The sequence below is a fragment of the Streptomyces sp. NBC_00203 genome (assembly GCF_045206325.1).
GTDB classification, from domain to species: Bacteria; Actinomycetota; Actinomycetes; order Streptomycetales; family Streptomycetaceae; genus Streptomyces; species Streptomyces lutosisoli.
On the sequence record NZ_CP108126.1, the window covers coordinates 4916214 to 4930822 of the forward strand.

16 protein-coding genes are annotated in these 14609 nt (G+C 69.0%); 8 read left to right on the forward strand and 8 right to left on the reverse strand.

From position 1 onward, the window contains the following. Positions 1-99: 99 nt before the first annotated feature. The 3 genes from ispF to OG975_RS22015 all read right to left on the reverse strand — a co-directional run bounded on the left by ispF (position 100) and on the right by OG975_RS22015 (position 2132). Entirely contained in the window at positions 100-603 is a 504-nt protein-coding gene (ispF, locus tag OG975_RS22005) for a 2-C-methyl-D-erythritol 2,4-cyclodiphosphate synthase (protein WP_406331041.1), read from the reverse strand. Beyond that, positions 593-1345 (reverse strand): 2-C-methyl-D-erythritol 4-phosphate cytidylyltransferase, encoded by a 753-nt coding sequence (gene ispD, locus OG975_RS22010; protein WP_327429749.1) that lies wholly within the window; start codon positions 1343-1345, stop codon positions 593-595. Before ispD ends, ispF begins: the two co-directional genes overlap by 11 nt. Before the next feature lie 304 nt (positions 1346-1649). Next, positions 1650-2132 (reverse strand): CarD family transcriptional regulator, encoded by a 483-nt coding sequence (locus OG975_RS22015; protein ID WP_003953493.1) that lies wholly within the window; start codon positions 2130-2132, stop codon positions 1650-1652. Between the two features lie 748 nt (positions 2133-2880). On the opposite strand from OG975_RS22015, the gene OG975_RS22020 reads away from it, so the two are divergent. Then, positions 2881-3561 carry a DUF461 domain-containing protein gene (locus OG975_RS22020; protein ID WP_406331043.1) on the forward strand — a complete coding sequence of 227 codons (681 nt, stop codon included), beginning with the start codon at positions 2881-2883 and terminating at the stop codon, positions 3559-3561. 119 nt (positions 3562-3680) lie between these two features. Here OG975_RS22020 and OG975_RS22025 read toward each other — a convergent pair whose 3' ends face one another. After that, positions 3681-4361 carry a response regulator transcription factor gene (locus OG975_RS22025; protein ID WP_009340348.1) on the reverse strand — a complete coding sequence of 227 codons (681 nt, stop codon included), beginning with the start codon at positions 4359-4361 and terminating at the stop codon, positions 3681-3683. Next, entirely contained in the window at positions 4358-5635 is a 1278-nt protein-coding gene (locus OG975_RS22030; RefSeq protein WP_406331045.1) for a sensor histidine kinase, read from the reverse strand. The genes OG975_RS22025 and OG975_RS22030 overlap by 4 nt, the downstream gene beginning before the upstream one ends. 235 nt (positions 5636-5870) lie before the next feature. Here OG975_RS22030 and phoU point away from each other — a divergent pair, with 235 nt between their 5' ends. The 5 genes from phoU (at position 5871) to OG975_RS22055 (ending at position 9058) form a co-directional block, all read left to right on the forward strand. Further along, the gene (gene phoU / locus OG975_RS22035) at positions 5871-6560 is read left to right on the forward strand and encodes a phosphate signaling complex protein PhoU (RefSeq protein WP_369260357.1); all 690 of its coding nucleotides are present in this window, start codon (positions 5871-5873) and stop codon (positions 6558-6560) included. Positions 6561-6702: 142 nt separating this feature from the next. After that, entirely contained in the window at positions 6703-6855 is a 153-nt protein-coding gene (locus tag OG975_RS22040) for a hypothetical protein (RefSeq protein ID WP_327429753.1), read from the forward strand. Between the two features lie 157 nt (positions 6856-7012). After that, positions 7013-7261 (forward strand): SCO4226 family nickel-binding protein, encoded by a 249-nt coding sequence (locus OG975_RS22045; RefSeq protein ID WP_406331047.1) that lies wholly within the window; start codon positions 7013-7015, stop codon positions 7259-7261. Between the two features lie 76 nt (positions 7262-7337). Next, positions 7338-7649 (forward strand): DUF5959 family protein, encoded by a 312-nt coding sequence (locus OG975_RS22050; protein WP_406331048.1) that lies wholly within the window; start codon positions 7338-7340, stop codon positions 7647-7649. Positions 7650-7885: 236 nt separating this feature from the next. Continuing rightward, positions 7886-9058: a lipocalin-like domain-containing protein gene (locus OG975_RS22055; RefSeq protein WP_406331049.1), complete on the forward strand. Its 1173-nt coding sequence runs from the start codon at positions 7886-7888 to the stop codon at positions 9056-9058. A gap of 295 nt (positions 9059-9353) precedes the next feature. Here OG975_RS22055 and OG975_RS22060 read toward each other — a convergent pair whose 3' ends face one another. After that, complete coding sequence (locus OG975_RS22060) at positions 9354-10115, reverse strand: phosphoglyceromutase (protein ID WP_327429761.1); 762 nt, start codon at positions 10113-10115, stop codon at positions 9354-9356. Between the two features lie 152 nt (positions 10116-10267). Between OG975_RS22060 and OG975_RS22065 the strand changes: the two genes are divergently transcribed. Beyond that, entirely contained in the window at positions 10268-11530 is a 1263-nt protein-coding gene (locus OG975_RS22065) for an MDR family MFS transporter (RefSeq protein WP_406331050.1), read from the forward strand. A gap of 18 nt (positions 11531-11548) precedes the next feature. Here OG975_RS22065 and OG975_RS22070 read toward each other — a convergent pair whose 3' ends face one another. Then, complete coding sequence (locus tag OG975_RS22070) at positions 11549-12025, reverse strand: DUF2000 family protein (RefSeq protein WP_406331051.1); 477 nt, start codon at positions 12023-12025, stop codon at positions 11549-11551. Between OG975_RS22070 and OG975_RS22075 the strand changes: the two genes are divergently transcribed. Beyond that, a complete protein-coding gene (locus tag OG975_RS22075; RefSeq protein ID WP_406331052.1) occupies positions 12024-12839 on the forward strand; it encodes an AraC family transcriptional regulator in 816 nt (271 codons plus the stop codon). The two genes, OG975_RS22070 and OG975_RS22075, sit on opposite strands and share 2 nt — an antisense overlap. Here the strand turns inward: OG975_RS22075 and OG975_RS22080 are convergent. After that, the gene (locus OG975_RS22080; RefSeq protein WP_406331053.1) at positions 12818-14572 is read right to left on the reverse strand and encodes a glycosyl hydrolase family 28-related protein; all 1755 of its coding nucleotides are present in this window, start codon (positions 14570-14572) and stop codon (positions 12818-12820) included. The two genes, OG975_RS22075 and OG975_RS22080, sit on opposite strands and share 22 nt — an antisense overlap. Positions 14573-14609 lie beyond the last annotated feature (37 nt).

The following is a 14609-nucleotide window of genomic DNA, read 5'->3' on the forward strand; positions in this document are numbered from 1 at the left end:
GGGTGGGGGCTGGTCCAAAAGATTGCGCAGTTCCCCGCGCCCCTTTTAGGGGCGCGGGGAACTGCGCAATTGGCGGCGGGGGCGAAGAACCACCCGGCCTCAGCCCACGCGTACGACCAACGCCGTGGCCACAGCCATCAGCCCCTCGTCCCGCCCCGGAAAACCCAGCCCGTCCGTCGTGGCCCCGGACACCGACACAGGCGCCCCCACCGCATCCGACAGAATCTTCTGCGCCTCGTCCCGCCGCTTCCCGATCTTCGGACGCGGCCCGACCACCTGCACAGCGACATTCCCGATGACGAATCCCGCCGCCCGCACGATCCGCGCGGCCTCCGTCAGCAGCGTGACCCCCGACGCCCCGGACCACTCGGGCCGCCCGGTCCCGAAGTGCGCCCCGAGGTCACCGAGCCCCGCCGCGGAGAACAACGCGTTGCACGCCGCATGCGCGACGACGTCCGCGTCGGAGTGTCCGGCGAGCCCGGGCCCCTCGCCCTCCCACAACAGCCCGGCACACCACAGCTCACGCCCTTCCTCGAAGGCGTGAATGTCCGTGCCGATCCCGACGAGCGGAATCACCGGCCCAGCGGCTGCCTCAGAACCCATCGTTCAGCCTCCGCCGCGCGAGAACCGCCTCCGCCAGCACAAGATCCAACGGTCGCGTCACCTTGAACGCCTCCTCGTGCCCGGGCACCACCACAACCCGCAGCCCCAGCTGCTCGACCATGCTCGCGTCGTCGGTCACGTTGTCGGTGACGGTCTCGTGGGCCCGTACGAGCGTCTCGCGGTCGAACCCCTGCGGCGTCTGCACGGCCCGCAACCGCGCCCGCTCGGGCGTGGCCACGACGGGCTCGGGAGCACCGGGGACGGCCGCGGGCTCGACCTCCTTGACGGTGTCGGCGAGCGGCAGTGCGGGGACGACGGCAGGAGCCCCGTCCCGTACGGCCTCGATGACGGCGTCCACGGTGTCGACGGGCACGAGCGGGCGGGCCGCGTCATGTACGAGGACGATGTCGATGCCGGGCGGCAGCGCGTCGAGCCCGTACTTCACGGACTCCTGGCGGCTGTCGCCCCCGGGGACGACCAGGAAGTCGGTGCGCTCGGGCAGCGCGTGCGCGTCGAGCAGCGTCTTCACCTCGGCCGCGCCCTCGGGCGGGGCCACGACGACGACCAGCGAGACGGCGCGGGACGCGGCCATCGCGCGGACCGCGTGAATGAGCATCGGCGTGCCGTTCAGCGCGCGTAGCGCTTTGGGGGCGCCCGGGCCGAGGCGCACGCCCCTGCCGGCGGCCGGAATCACGGCCGCGGTACGTGCCCCCGACGGCGAAGGGCGCGAAACGTCAGACATCGGTTCCTGTCAGGTTTGTGTGCTCGGCCGGTATGGGTATGGCCTGGGCGTGCCCCCTGCTCGTAGAGCTGGGGGTGTGCCGGGCGCGACGCTTGACCGGGGACCCTTCCGTGACATCCGGTCGAGCGAACTGCCCGGGCCCGGCATGCCAGGTAGGGGATATGCGGGTACGCGGGTATACGTATACCGAGTGAACATCCGGTATACCGAATGGGCGCGGGTATGAACATGCCGCAGCGCCCGGCGACAGCAATTGCGTCATCGGGCACCGCGGCATTTCATTGCGCAGCTGCGCGGGCCTGCGTCAGGACGCGAGAACCTCGTCGAGCAGGGCCTCGGCCTTGTCCTCGTTGGTGTTCTCCGCGAGGGCGAGCTCGCTCACCAGAATCTGGCGGGCCTTGGCGAGCATGCGCTTCTCACCGGCGGAGAGTCCACGCTCGCGCTCACGACGCCACAGGTCACGGACGACTTCCGCAACCTTGATGACATCGCCGGAGGCGAGCTTCTCCAGATTTGCCTTGTAACGACGCGACCAGTTCGTGGGCTCCTCGGCGTACGGCGCGCGCAGCACCTCGAAGACCCGGTCCAGCCCGTCCTGACCGACCACATCACGCACGCCGACGAACTCCGCATTGTCCGCTGGCACACGTACCGTCAGGTCGCCCTGGGCGACCTTCAGCACCAAGTAGGTCTTGTCCACGCCTTTGATCTGGCGAGTTTCGATAGCCTCGATCAGCGCGGCCCCGTGATGGGGATAGACCACGGTGTCGCCAACCTTGAACGTCATGTGACAGGTACCCCTTCCGTGGCTATCCAGGGTAACACGGATACGGCGTCTTCTGAATGGCGTTTTCGCAGGTCAGGGCATATCTCGGGGCTTGACAACCGCAACAGGAACGTGCTGCGAGGGGCGATCGGAAGGGGGTATTCGCAGGTCGGAGCCGCTGTCCACGGGAAGAGAAACGCGCACGTTACACACAACGGAAGCCCCTGACCAGGGCCTGAACGTACCGGTTTGTCCAGCTCCAAGAGCGCGACTTCCGCTACTCCGTTCGGTGACCGGAGTCGAGTACGAGACGAATCCGGAATTGATCAAGACGGCCGATGATCAACCGCTTGAACAGCCGGTGATCAATTTTCGGGACCGCCATGCATTCCTTACGCGCCCTTACGACTCCTTACGGGAAAATCCGCAAGTCGATGCCGGGGGTACTTATGTGAATGGCGGACGAGTGCGCGCCCAAAGTAGCCGATGAGCCGGAGGAACGGTGTGCGACGGACGGGGCGCACACCGGGCGCAAGGAAGCCCGGCGGTGCGCGGACGACACCCCCGGCCAGTACGCGGACGACAGCCCCCGGCCGGTGCGCGAATGACAGCCCGTCGGTGCGCGGAAGACAGCCCGTCCTCGGTAAGAGGCGGGTCGGGTGCGGTGGCATGGGAACGGCTCGGTAACCTAAGGCCGCTGACAGACCCTTAGGGCGGCTTTACAACGAAGTCGTCCTGCTTCGCCCACGTTCAAGGAGTTGCCGCCGCCGTGAGCAGCAGCCTTCGACGCGGCGCCCTCGCCGCCGCCGCCATCGCGTTCTCGATCGCCTCGCTCGCCGCGTGTGCGGCCGGCAACGACGCCCAGACGCTTGAGGTGAAGCCTGACAACGCGGCGACCACCGTCGGCGACATCAAGGTCCAGAACGCCCTGGTCATCACCCAGCCCAACACGACGGCCACGGGCCCGGCGGTGATCTCCGCGACGCTGTTCAACAACGGCAGCACCGACCAGACCCTGGACTCGATCAGCGTCGGCGGTGACGGCACCGCCGAGATCACGCCCGCCGACGGCAAGGGCACGCTGACCATCCCGGCCGGCGGCTCCGTCGTCCTCGGCGGCAAGGGCAACGCCTCCGCCGCGCTGACCAACCCCGGTGAGGCCGTCAGGGACGGCAACGCCCAGAAGGTCACCTTCGGCTTCAGCAAGACCGGTGCCGTGAGCCTGCGCGCCTTCGTCGTCCCGGCCGAGAGCTACTTCACCAAGTGGGGCCCGAGCGATATCCCGGCCGCGCCGGGCGCCTCGGCCTCCGCGACCACCGGGCCTTCCGAGTCCGTCTCGGGCTCCCCGTCCGACTCCGTCTCGGAGACGCCCACGGACGTGGCGTCGTCGAGCACGACGGTCGCGGGCACGGCCACGGCGAACGCCTCGGAGTCGGCTTCCGGCAACTGACCGGCGTACGCCGGGATCAACCTCGTACGCCGAGATCATCCTCGTACAACGCGCGAAGGGCGGGACCCCTCCAGGGGGTGCCGCCCTTCGTCGTGCCTCACGCGCGCGTGGAGGCCGGTTTACGGCTCGAACTTGTACCCAAGGCCGCGCACCGTCACCAGATACCGCGGCGCGCCCGGGTCCGGCTCGATCTTGGCGCGAAGCCGCTTGACGTGGACGTCGAGGGTCTTGGTGTCACCGACATAGTCGGCACCCCAGACCCGGTCGATGAGCTGCATGCGGGTCAGTACGCGGCCCGCGTTGCGGAGCAGCATCTCCAGGAGGTCGAACTCCTTCAGGGGGAGGTCGACCTTGGAGCCGGAGACGGTGACCACGTGGCGGTCGACGTCCATGCGGACCGGTCCGGCCTCCAGGGCGGCCGGGGTGACCTCCTCGGGCTCGCCTCGGCGGCGGAGCACGGCGCGGATGCGGGCGACGAGCTCACGCGACGAGAAGGGCTTCGTCACGTAGTCGTCGGCTCCTATTTCCAGCCCCACGACCTTGTCGATCTCGCTGTCCTTGGCGGTGACCATGATCACCGGAACGTTGGAGCGGCCGCGCAGCTGGCGGCAGACCTCCGTGCCGGGCAGCCCCGGCAGCATCAGGTCGAGGAGGACGAGGTCGGCGCCGTTGCGCTCGAACTCGTCGAGTCCGTCGGGCCCGGTGGTCGCGATGGCGACCTCGAAGCCCTCCTTGCGAAGCATGTACGACAGGGCGTCGGAGAAGGACTCCTCGTCCTCGACGACGAGCACACGGGTCACGGAAGGACCTCCGGAGCGGGAAGCGGTTCGTACGGGGATGTGACGGTGGTCGTCCCGTCAGGCTGCTCGGTCTCGTCCTCCTGGTCGAGTCCGGGCATGTGGTGATCGGTCAGGCGGTCGCGGGCCGCACCCGCCTCCGGCAGCCGCAGGGTGAACGTGGAGCCCTGACCCTCGGAGCTCCACACCGTGACCTCCCCGGCATGCGAGGCGGCCACGTGCTTGACGATCGCGAGACCGAGGCCTGTACCGCCCGTTTGGCGGGAGCGGGCCGGGTCGACGCGGTAGAAGCGCTCGAAGACGCGCTCCCGGTCCTTCTCCGAGATGCCGATGCCCTGGTCGGTCACGGCGATCTCGATGAGGTCTCCGCCGGGCGCGGTCACCCGGCGCGCGGCTATACCCACCCGGGTGCGGGCGGGCGAGTAGTTGACGGCGTTCTCGACGAGGTTTCCGAGGGCGGCGGCCAGCTGGCCCCGGTTCCCCCAGATGCTCAGGTCGGCGGTGCCGCCCGCGGCCATGGTGATCTGCTTGGCGCCGGCCTGGTGGCGGCAGCGGTCGACCGCCTCGGCGACGAGTTCGTCGACGCGTACGGGCTCGGCGTCCTCCAGGGGGTCGTCGTTCTGGACCCGGGAGAGGTCGATGAGCTCCTGTACGAGGTTGGTGAGCCGGGTGGCCTCTATCTGCATGCGTCCGGCGAAGCGCTCGACGGCCTCGGGGTCGTCGGAGGCGTCCATGACGGCCTCGGAGAGGAGCGAGAGCGCGCCCACCGGGGTCTTGAGCTCATGGCTGACGTTCGCGACGAAGTCGCGTCGTACGGCCTCGATGCGCCGGGCCTCGGTGAGGTCCTCCACGAGCAGGAGCACCAGCCGCGACCCGAGGGGCGCCACACGTGCGGAGACGGCGAGGGCTTCTCCCCTCCCCGTCCCGCGCCTCGGCAGATCCAGCTCCACCTGGCGTATCTCCCCGTCGCGACGGGTGTCACGCGCCATCTGGAGCATCGGCTCGACGGCCAGCTTGCCGCCGCGCACCAGCCCGAGGGCGTACGCCGCCGAGCTGGCCTTGACCACGGCGTCCGCCTCGTCGAGCACGACCGCCGAGGACCGGAGCACGGACAGCACGGTGTCGACACCGGGCGGAAGCACCGGGTCCGTGTGCAGCGACGTGCGGGTCGGGCGTTTCTGGTCGCGCTCGCTCCAGCGGAACGCCAGCATGGCGATGACACCGGTCAGTACTCCGGCGATCGCTGCCGCTGCGGCGACCGCCGCGTTCACGTCCATGCACCCAGGTTAGGCATGTCGTCGCCGCTGGCCACAGCCATCCGGGTGCGAGCTCGAACACTCGTCGCCCAGAGTTCACCTAGGAGCTAGTGATGGTTCATTTGGGATGCCGGAAACGGACGCGTACGGGCCGGAACGTGGGAGCGTGGGGTTCACAGCGCCCGTTTCGACAGGCTCTGGCTCCCCGGAACCCCTGATGAAGACGTAAGAGAAGACGTAAGAGAGGGACAACCTGATGCGGGACGCGTACCACGAGGAACTGGACTCGATCGGCGAGGGCCTGGTCGAGATGGCCCGGCTCGTCGGGTCGGCGATCGGGCGCGCCACGACGGCCATCCTCGACTCCGACCTGAAGCTGGCCGAGAGCGTCATCGCGGCCGACCAGAAGGTCGACGATCTTCAGCACGAGCTGGAGGCCCGGGCGATAGCCCTGCTGGCCCGTCAGCAGCCGGTGGCGACGGACCTCCGTATCGTCGTCACCTCGCTCCGTATGTCCGCGGACCTGGAGCGCTCCGGCGACCTGGCCCAGCATGTGGCGAAGCTGGCCCGGCTGCGCTTCCCCGAGCGCGCGGTCCCGCACGACCTGCACGCCACGGTCCTGGAGATGGGCCAGCTCGCGCAGCGCCTGATGGCGAAGGCGGCCGAGGTCGTCATCACCAAGGACGTCGACCTCGCCCTCCAGCTGGAGCAGGACGACGACGAGATGGACCTCCTGCACCGCACGCTCTTCCAGCACCTGCTGGACGACCGCTGGAAGCACGGCATCGAGACGGCCGTCGACGTGACCCTGCTCGGCCGCTACTACGAGCGTTTCGCCGACCACGCGGTGTCGGTCGCCAAGCGCGTGGTGTTCCTGGTGACGGGTGAGCACGCGGACGAGCTCCAGGCGGACATCCAGCCGGTGACGGGGGTGGAGGGGGCCTGACTGCCCGCTCCGGGGGCGCGTACAAGCCTCTGTGCGCCGAGTGTGCGCCGTTGATACGCCCGCCCCAGTGGGCATGCAATGGGTGCCAGGAGCTGTGCGGTGCAGTGTGCCTCGCACACCTTCGTGCCTGAAGGAGGGACCCATGGCCGAATCCCCCAGCACGACCGATCCCACGCAGAACGGTGACACCGAGCAGCCCGCCGAGATCAAAAGCCTCCCCTTGTTCGGCGCCTGCGGCTGCGGCTCCGGCTGCGGGTGCGGGTGCCAGTCGGGCAATCCGTGCCAGTGCGGCTGATCTCGTACGACACCGAAGGGCCCCGCTACGTGTAGCGGGGCCCTTCTTCGTCGAAGGTCGCCCCCGCCGCCGTAAAGGCGCAGCATGGAGGAGAGGAAACGATGTGAGAGGCGACGCATAAGGACGCATAGGGACATAAGAAGGAGGTGGGGAGGCCATGACGCAGTTCATGGACGTCCACCACGGAATGGCGGGCATCACCGCAGATCAGCTCATGCAGGCGCACAAGGCCGACCTCGCCATCGAGAAGGACGAGGGCGTGCACTTCGAGAGGGCCTGGGCGGACCCGGAGTCCGGCACGGTGTACTGCCTCTCCTCGGCCCCCTCGGCCGAGGCGGTCCAGCGCATCCACGAACGCACCGGCCACGCGCCGGACGAGATCCATCCGGTGCCGCTGTCGATATGACGGCCACGGTCCCCATGACCACGGGCCACCACCGGCCCATGAACCCTTGCCCTTGAACCCATGACCCAATAACCGTGTGACGGGGTGGGGCCCTGACCTGCACAATCCGGCCATGGGAACGGACATAGACGGGTTCATCGAGGTCAGAAGCACGTACATCGACTTCACCGAGCCCGATGACGACGAGCCCGATGAGAGCGGCGGCCTTTGGGTTTCCGTGCACGACGGCCCCTCGTCGGCGGTCACGGTCACCGTGCCGCTGTTCTCCCCGCCTCCGGGATGGGTCGGCGAGCAGCACGCACTGCTCTCTCGTATCCGTGAGGTCTATCCGCGCGAAGTGGTCGAGACGTCATCGGGTGCCTACGAGTGGCGGCGCGACCGCGACTGACGGGCCCGCCCGGAGCTGCCGTCCGGAACCACCCCCACTGCCGTACGGCAACCACTGCCCTCGCCTGTAGACAGATGGCCGGGCGCGGGGCGCCGATCAGGTGAACTGACAGCCGGGTGCAGGAACCCAGGAGGCGGTTTCCCGGGCTGCGAACTCATGATGGCCGTATGCCTTCTGACTCCACTGACCGTGGCTCCGGCCCGTCCCGACGCTCTCTTCTGCGGGATTCAGCGGCCGTGTCCGTGCTCGCCACCGTCTCGGGGCTGGGACTGGCGGGCTGTTCCGGGGACCGGACCACGGAAGCCGCACCGGCCACTCCGAGCCCCGTCAAGTCATCCGGCTCCGCGCTCACCTCCAACGGTTACGGTCACACGCCCGCGGACTACGAACGCGTCGGCATCAAGCCCAACCAGGTCCAGGTCTGGGAAGACGGCTTCCGCAGTGCCGACATCAACGACAATCCCGACGCCTACGAGTGGTGGTACGCCGACTTCATCGGTGACGACGGCACGGTGGTGGTCTTCCTGCTGGAGACCCGGGTCAACGACGGCTTCCTGCCGGAACCGGGCGAGGCGGGTCGCAAGCCGACCGCCTCGCTCATCGTGACCGAACCCGACGGCACCAGCCACGCCGTCCAGCAGTCCTACGCGTGGGATCAGTTCAGCGCCTCGACCAAGAGCTGTGACGTCAAGGTGGGGCCCTTCACGCTCTCCGGCGACCTGAAGACCTACCAGCTCCAAGGCGAGGCGAACGGTACGGGCCTCGATCTGACGCTCACCAGTCTCGTGCAGCCCTTCCGTCCGGGAACCGGCGTCATGTTCCTGAACGACACGGACCAGTTCCAGGGATGGCTGTGCGCGGTGCCGTCCGGGAAGGCCACGGGAACGATCACCGTGAACGGCAAGCAGAGCTCGTTCACGGCCGCCGGCTACCACGACCACAACTGGGGCAACCGCCCGTACCCGTTCTTCGCGGAGCACTGGCGCTGGGGCCGAGGCAGCGCCGGCAAGTACGCAACGGTCGGGTACGCCACCTATCTGCGGTCCGACTACGGCTCCGCGTTCATCCCCGCCGTGGTGGTTGACGACACGGAGACGGGCGAGCGGGTGTTCTCCTCCTTCAGCCCCAAGAACGTCACCGTGAAGGAGAGCGCCCCCAAGCCCCCGCCGAACCCGGCCTACTCCAAGGACTACTACAGCAGCGTCCGCTGGGACTACTCGGAAGGCGTCGGTCACCCTCACGGACACCAGTCAGCGGCTGGTAAGCCGGGACCTCTCCGCCAACGCCACCCAGACACAGCAGGACACCCTGAAGAAGCTCGGGATCGACGGCGTCTGGTACACCCGCTACGGCGCCAACGCCGCTATCGACCTCAACCTCCCCGGCACCCACTTCTCCGGCACAGGTGAGGGTGTACTGGAAAACGCCCAGTTCGGCCTCAGCTCCTCCCCGCCGAAGACGTCCCCCAGCAGCTCCCCGTCCTAGAAAGTCGGTTAAGGCGGCCTGGACCAGGCCGGTCGTGACCTGTGGGCGTACGGACCGGATGCCACCGTCTTGGACATGGCGCGGCCGAGTGCGCGTTCGCGATGTGGTTACCGTGGCCGTTCGCCGAACGATGGCACCAGAGGCCCCAGAGTGGTCCCCGGACATGAAAATGCCTCCCATCCACGCTGTCCGCGCAGGTGGGAGGCATGATCGCGAAACCTACTTCTTCTTGCCCTGGTTCTTGACCGCCTCGATGGCGGCCGCGGCCGCCTCCGGGTCGAGGTAGGTGCCGCCCGGGTTGACGGGCTTGAAGTCGGCGTCCAGCTCGTAGGCGAGGGGGATGCCCGTCGGGATGTTCAGGCCCGCGATGTCGGCGTCGGAGATGCCGTCGAGGTGCTTGACCAGGGCGCGCAGCGAGTTGCCGTGGGCCGCGACCAGGACCGTGCGGCCCGCGAGGAGGTCGGGGACGATGCCGTCGTACCAGTACGGGAGCATGCGGACGACGACGTCCTTCAGGCACTCCGTGCGGGGGCGCAGCTCCGGCGGGATCGACGCGTAGCGCGGGTCGTCCGACTGGGAGAACTCCGTGCCGTCCTCGAGCGCCGGCGGCGGGGTGTCGTACGAGCGGCGCCACAGCATGAACTGCTCCTCGCCGAACTCGGCGAGGGTCTGGGCCTTGTCCTTGCCCTGGAGGGCGCCGTAGTGGCGCTCGTTCAGGCGCCAGGAGCGGTGGACCGGGATCCAGTGGCGGTCCGCGGACTCCAGCGCGAGCTGGGCGGTTCGGATCGCGCGCTTCTGGAGCGAGGTGTGGACCACGTCGGGCAGCAGGCCGGCGTCCTTGAGCAGCTCACCGCCGCGCACTGCCTCCTTCTCGCCCTTCTCGTTGAGATTGACGTCCACCCAACCGGTGAACAGGTTCTTCGCGTTCCATTCGCTCTCGCCGTGGCGGAGGAGGATCAGCTTGTACGGTGCGTCGGCCATGCGTACGAGCGTAATGGAAGCCTTCGTCCCCTCGCTCGCCCGCCCGCAGACCGGACAGTTGACGGCATCTGTTAATTGAGTGGCTCCCCGACAGCCCCGACTCGTAAGTTGTGCACACCGCCTGAGCCGCTTACGTCCGTGGGGGACCAGCCATGCCATTCGCCGTCATGAGACGCGCTGCCCGAGAGACCGTCTCGGGGCTCCCCCGGGAGTTCTGGTGGCTGTGGACCAGCACACTCGTCAACCGGCTCGGTGCTTTCGTCGCCACCTTCATGGCGCTGTACCTGACGCTCGACCGCGGCTACTCCGCCTCGTACGCCGGTCTCGTGGCGTCGCTGCACGGCCTCGGCGGCGTCGTCTCCTCGCTCGGCGCCGGCGTGATGACCGACCGGCTCGGGCGCCGGCCCACCCTGCTCATCTCCCAGCTGTCGACGGCCTTCTCCGTCGCGCTGCTCGGCTTTATGCACCACCCAGTGGCGATCGCCGCCGTCGCCTTCCTGGTGGGCATGGCTTCGAACGCCTCGCGGCCCGCCGTGCAGGCGATGATGGCCGACATCGTCCGGCCCGAAGACCGCGTCCGCGCGTTCTCCCTCAACTACTGGGCCATCAACCTCGGCTTCGCCGTCTCCTCCATGGCGGCCGGTTTCATCGCCGAGTTCAGCTATCTCGCGGGCTTCCTCATCGAGGCCGGCATGACCCTGATCTGCGCGCTCGTCATCTTCGCGAAGCTGCCGGAGTCCAAGCCGGTCCTTACGGCCAAGGCCGCCTCCGAACCCGCCGTCGGCCTCGGAACCGTCCTGCGCGACGGGCGCTACATGAGCGTCGTCGGGCTGTCCTTCCTCGTCGCCCTCGTCTTCCAGCAGGGCTCCGTCGGGCTGCCGGTCGCGATGGGCGCGGCGGGCTTCACCCCCGCCGACTACGGCATGGCGGTCGCCGTCAACGGCGTACTCATCGTCGCGCTCCAGATCCCGGTCACCCGTTTCATCGAGCACCGGGATCCGAAGCGGCTGCTCGTCATCTCGTCCCTGCTCGCCGGGTACGGCTTCGGGCTCACCGCCTTCGCCGGCTCGGTCGGCGTCTTCGCCCTCACGGTGTGCGTGTGGACCCTGGCGGAGATCGTCAACGCGCCCATCCAGACCGGCCTGGTCGTCCGCCTCTCCCCGGTGCACGGCCGCGGCCGCTACCAGGGCATGTACACCCTGTCCTGGTCCCTCGCCGCGCTCGTCGCCCCGCTGATGTCCGGCGTCGTCATCGACCGGTTCGGCGCGGAGTGGCTGTGGGGGCTGTGCGCGGTGGTGGGTACGGCGGCGGGGGTCGGGTATGGGGTGCTGATGCGGGGGCTTCCGGCGGAGAACCCCGCCAAGCCTGTCGTGGAGACCCCGGCTCCGGCGCGGGCGGAGGTCGCCCCCTCCTGACGGCCGGCCCTCTCAGCACTAAGGGTGCATCCGCGCCCCCTTCATCACCTTGTCCACTGCGTTCTTCGGCCCGTACACCGCGAGCCCCACAAGGTCCAGCTCCCCCGTCGGTACGGCCCGCACGGCCGCCCGGTTGTCGCGGTCGTTGCCGGTGGTGAAGAGGTCGGACGTGAAGGCGGCTCGGGGCAGGGCGCGGGACAGCACGCGCGCGTGGGCTGCCGTCAGCGTCTCCTTGGTGCCCTCGAAGACGAGGACCGGCTGGCGGAACATCGGCAGATAGGCGACCTCGTCCGCGTCGGCGTACGGCTCTCCGATCACCTCGGGAACCGCCGTCCCCAGGCCGCTGACCAGGAAAGCGGTCACATTAAGTCGTTGCCAGGGCTCCAGGTCCTCCCGCAGCAGTATGGCGATCTTGGTGTCGAAGCGGATGGGCTGCTCACTCATGCACTGAGACTGTCCGACGCCGTACGACCTCGTCTTGTACGTTCTTTGCATGGCCCCTCAGGCCCTTCCGGCCCCTCAGCGGGAGATCACCGCGTGGCGCCCGCACGTCCCGGGTGTCGTGGAGGTCTTCCACGCCCACTACACCGAGTACGCGTATCCCATGCACGTACACGAGGCGTGGACGCTGCTGATCGTCGACTCCGGTGCCGTGCGGTACGACCTCGACCGGCATGAGCACGGCACCCCGCACGACACGGTGTCGCTGCTGCCGCCGCACGTGCCGCACAACGGGTCGCCGGTCACCGAGCACGGTTTTCGCAAGCGGGTCCTGTATCTCGACAGCACGCATCTCGCCGAGGAACTCATCGGGCCCGCGGTAGACGGGCCCGACGTGGTGGATCCCGTACTGCGGCGCCGCGTCGGGCAGTTGCACACGGCGCTCGGGCACCCCGGGGACGAGTTGGAGGCCGCGAGCAGGCTGACCCTGATCGCCGAGCGGCTGCGCGGCCATCTGCGCCCCCGGATCAGCGCGGAACTCCCGCGCGCCGACCCTCCGCTCGCGCACCGTCTGCGCGAACTCCTCGACGCACGCCTCGTCCAGGGCATCGCCCTCGACGAGGCGGCCGCGCTCGTGCACGCCCATCCCGCCCACCTGGTACGGGCGTTCAGCGGTGCGTACGGCATCGCCCCGCACCAGTACCTGATGTCCCGCCGCGTCGACCGCGCCCGCCGGCTCCTCCTGGAGGGCGGAAAACCGGCCGAAGTGGCCACGGCGACCGGCTTCTACGACCAGTCCCATCTGACGCGTCACTTCAGGCGGTTGGTGGGGGTCTCCCCCGGCCGCTATCGCTCCAGCTCGCGCTGAGCCTCGTACAGATTGCGCGGGCGTACGACGTCGGTGGTGCCGTACAGCTCCACGCGCGCGTGGAGGTCTCCGGTGAAGTCGGGTACGTCGGTCTGGTCGAACTCCGTCACCTCGTTGACGCCGACGGTGGCGGAGTAGGGCGCGAGGCCGTCGATCTTCATCAGGCCGGCGCGGGCGTTGGTGACGCGGATGTTCCAGTGGGTGAAGCGGGCGCCGAACAGCGGTCCCGCGCTGGCGTCGCCGCCGTGGCGGCCGTTGTTGTTCACCGTGATGTCCGTGCGGACGTTGGCGAAGGGCATGCCGCGGTGGGAGTCGAAGGTGCCCATCTGCATGTCGCCGCGCGACCAGACATTGGAGGAGGACAGGCCCTCGACGTTGATGCCGTGGAGCTGGGTTCCCGCGGGGGCCGGCACCGTGCGCTGCTCGATCGTGAAGTCCTCGATGAGGTTGTCGTGCGAGCCCTCGCGGCAGAAGTACGGGTGGTGCGAGCCGCGGCCCGCGACCGTCGTACGGCGCAGGGTGCAGGCGGAGGCGGCGACGAGGCCGAAGCCGTTGTCCACATGGCGTACGACGATGTCGTCGGCCCAGCAGTCGTACGCGCACTGGAAGACCACCCCGTTGTAGCCCTTGTCGAGGAGGTGCGGGGACTGCGGGGTTTCCACGGCCTCCAGGGTGAGGCCCTCGACTCCCGAACCGGTCAGTTCCTGTACGTGGGTGGTCAGACGCGGGTCCCATTCGGGGCGTACGTCGAGCGGGAGGGGCCGTTCGAGGGTGACCTTGCGGCCGTGGACGTGCGCGATGCGGACGGGCCACTCGTAGGGGACGTACGACGTCAGTTTCGTCTTGTCGTCCCAGTAGTACGCCTCGGGGCCCGGGCCGCCGCCCGCCATGTGCTCCAGGAGCGTGTGGCCGGCGTCGTCGGCGAGGCGCAGGAGGACCAGCCCGCCCGGCTTCAGCGCGGAGGCGTCGGCGACCGTCACCGTCCAGGAGCCCTGACGTGCGGGTTCGACCGTCGTCAGCGTCTGCCACTCGTCGCGCTTGTTGCCGGTCCAGCCTTCGAAGGGCCAGGCCTTCGCCTTGATGGCGGTCGTCAGCGTCGTGAAGCGGTCCGTCGGGCAGAACCAGATGAGTCCGCCCGCCCAGGACCAGGACGACTTGTCGCCGCCGTAACGGGATCCGTAGACGCCGATCAGCTCGGTGAGGTTCTTGGTCGCGTACAGCTTCGTACGGTCGCTGCCGGCGCCGCGCAGTACGACGTTCGAGTGTCCGACGCGGATCAGGTCGTCGATGCGGAAGGTGCCGGGCGGGATGAGAACCGTGCCACCGCCGGCCCTTCCGGCGGCAGCGATGGCACGGTTGATCGCGGGGGCGCAGTCCGTGGTGCCGTCGTCGGCCACGGCTCCGTAGTCGCGTACGTCGACCACGACAGGGCGGCGGGGGAAGCGCTTCGCCCCGCCGCCGCGGCCGGACCTGCCGACGTACGGGATCTGCGGGTGGGTGAAGGGGGTGCGGGTGAACTCCCTCCAGAGGGCCGGCACTTGCCCTTGTGGCGCGGATGGTGCGGCCGATGCGGATGGTGCGGATGGTGCGGCGGCTGTCGCCGTCCCGCCGGTCACGGCGACGGCCACGACGGCTGTGGCGCCGCCGAGCAGGCTGCGTCTGGTGATGCCCGAATACCCGTTGCCGGTATGCGCGTTGCCCGCATGCGCCTTGCCCGTATACCCGTTGCTCATACCCGTCCGCCCTCCATCGCCTTCCATGGATGTGAAC

Bases quoted from the DNA above. Each gene is read 5' to 3' on its own strand.
- OG975_RS22015 (WP_003953493.1), bottom strand. From the start codon at position 2,132: ATGACGTTCAAGGTTGGCGACACCGTGGTCTATCCCCATCACGGGGCC.
- OG975_RS22065 (WP_406331050.1), top strand. From the start codon at position 10,268: ATGCCATTCGCCGTCATGAGACGCGCTGCCCGAGAGACCGTCTCGGGG.
- OG975_RS22060 (WP_327429761.1), bottom strand. From the start codon at position 10,115: ATGGCCGACGCACCGTACAAGCTGATCCTCCTCCGCCACGGCGAGAGC.
- ispF (WP_406331041.1), bottom strand. From the start codon at position 603: ATGGGTTCTGAGGCAGCCGCTGGGCCGGTGATTCCGCTCGTCGGGATC.
- OG975_RS22070 (WP_406331051.1), bottom strand. From the start codon at position 12,025: ATGCAAAGAACGTACAAGACGAGGTCGTACGGCGTCGGACAGTCTCAG.
- OG975_RS22030 (WP_406331045.1), bottom strand. From the start codon at position 5,635: ATGGACGTGAACGCGGCGGTCGCCGCAGCGGCAGCGATCGCCGGAGTA.
- OG975_RS22075 (WP_406331052.1), top strand. From the start codon at position 12,024: ATGGCCCCTCAGGCCCTTCCGGCCCCTCAGCGGGAGATCACCGCGTGG.
- OG975_RS22040 (WP_327429753.1), top strand. From the start codon at position 6,703: ATGGCCGAATCCCCCAGCACGACCGATCCCACGCAGAACGGTGACACC.
- phoU (WP_369260357.1), top strand. From the start codon at position 5,871: ATGCGGGACGCGTACCACGAGGAACTGGACTCGATCGGCGAGGGCCTG.
- ispD (WP_327429749.1), bottom strand. From the start codon at position 1,345: ATGTCTGACGTTTCGCGCCCTTCGCCGTCGGGGGCACGTACCGCGGCC.
- OG975_RS22080 (WP_406331053.1), bottom strand. From the start codon at position 14,572: ATGAGCAACGGGTATACGGGCAAGGCGCATGCGGGCAACGCGCATACC.
- OG975_RS22045 (WP_406331047.1), top strand. From the start codon at position 7,013: ATGACGCAGTTCATGGACGTCCACCACGGAATGGCGGGCATCACCGCA.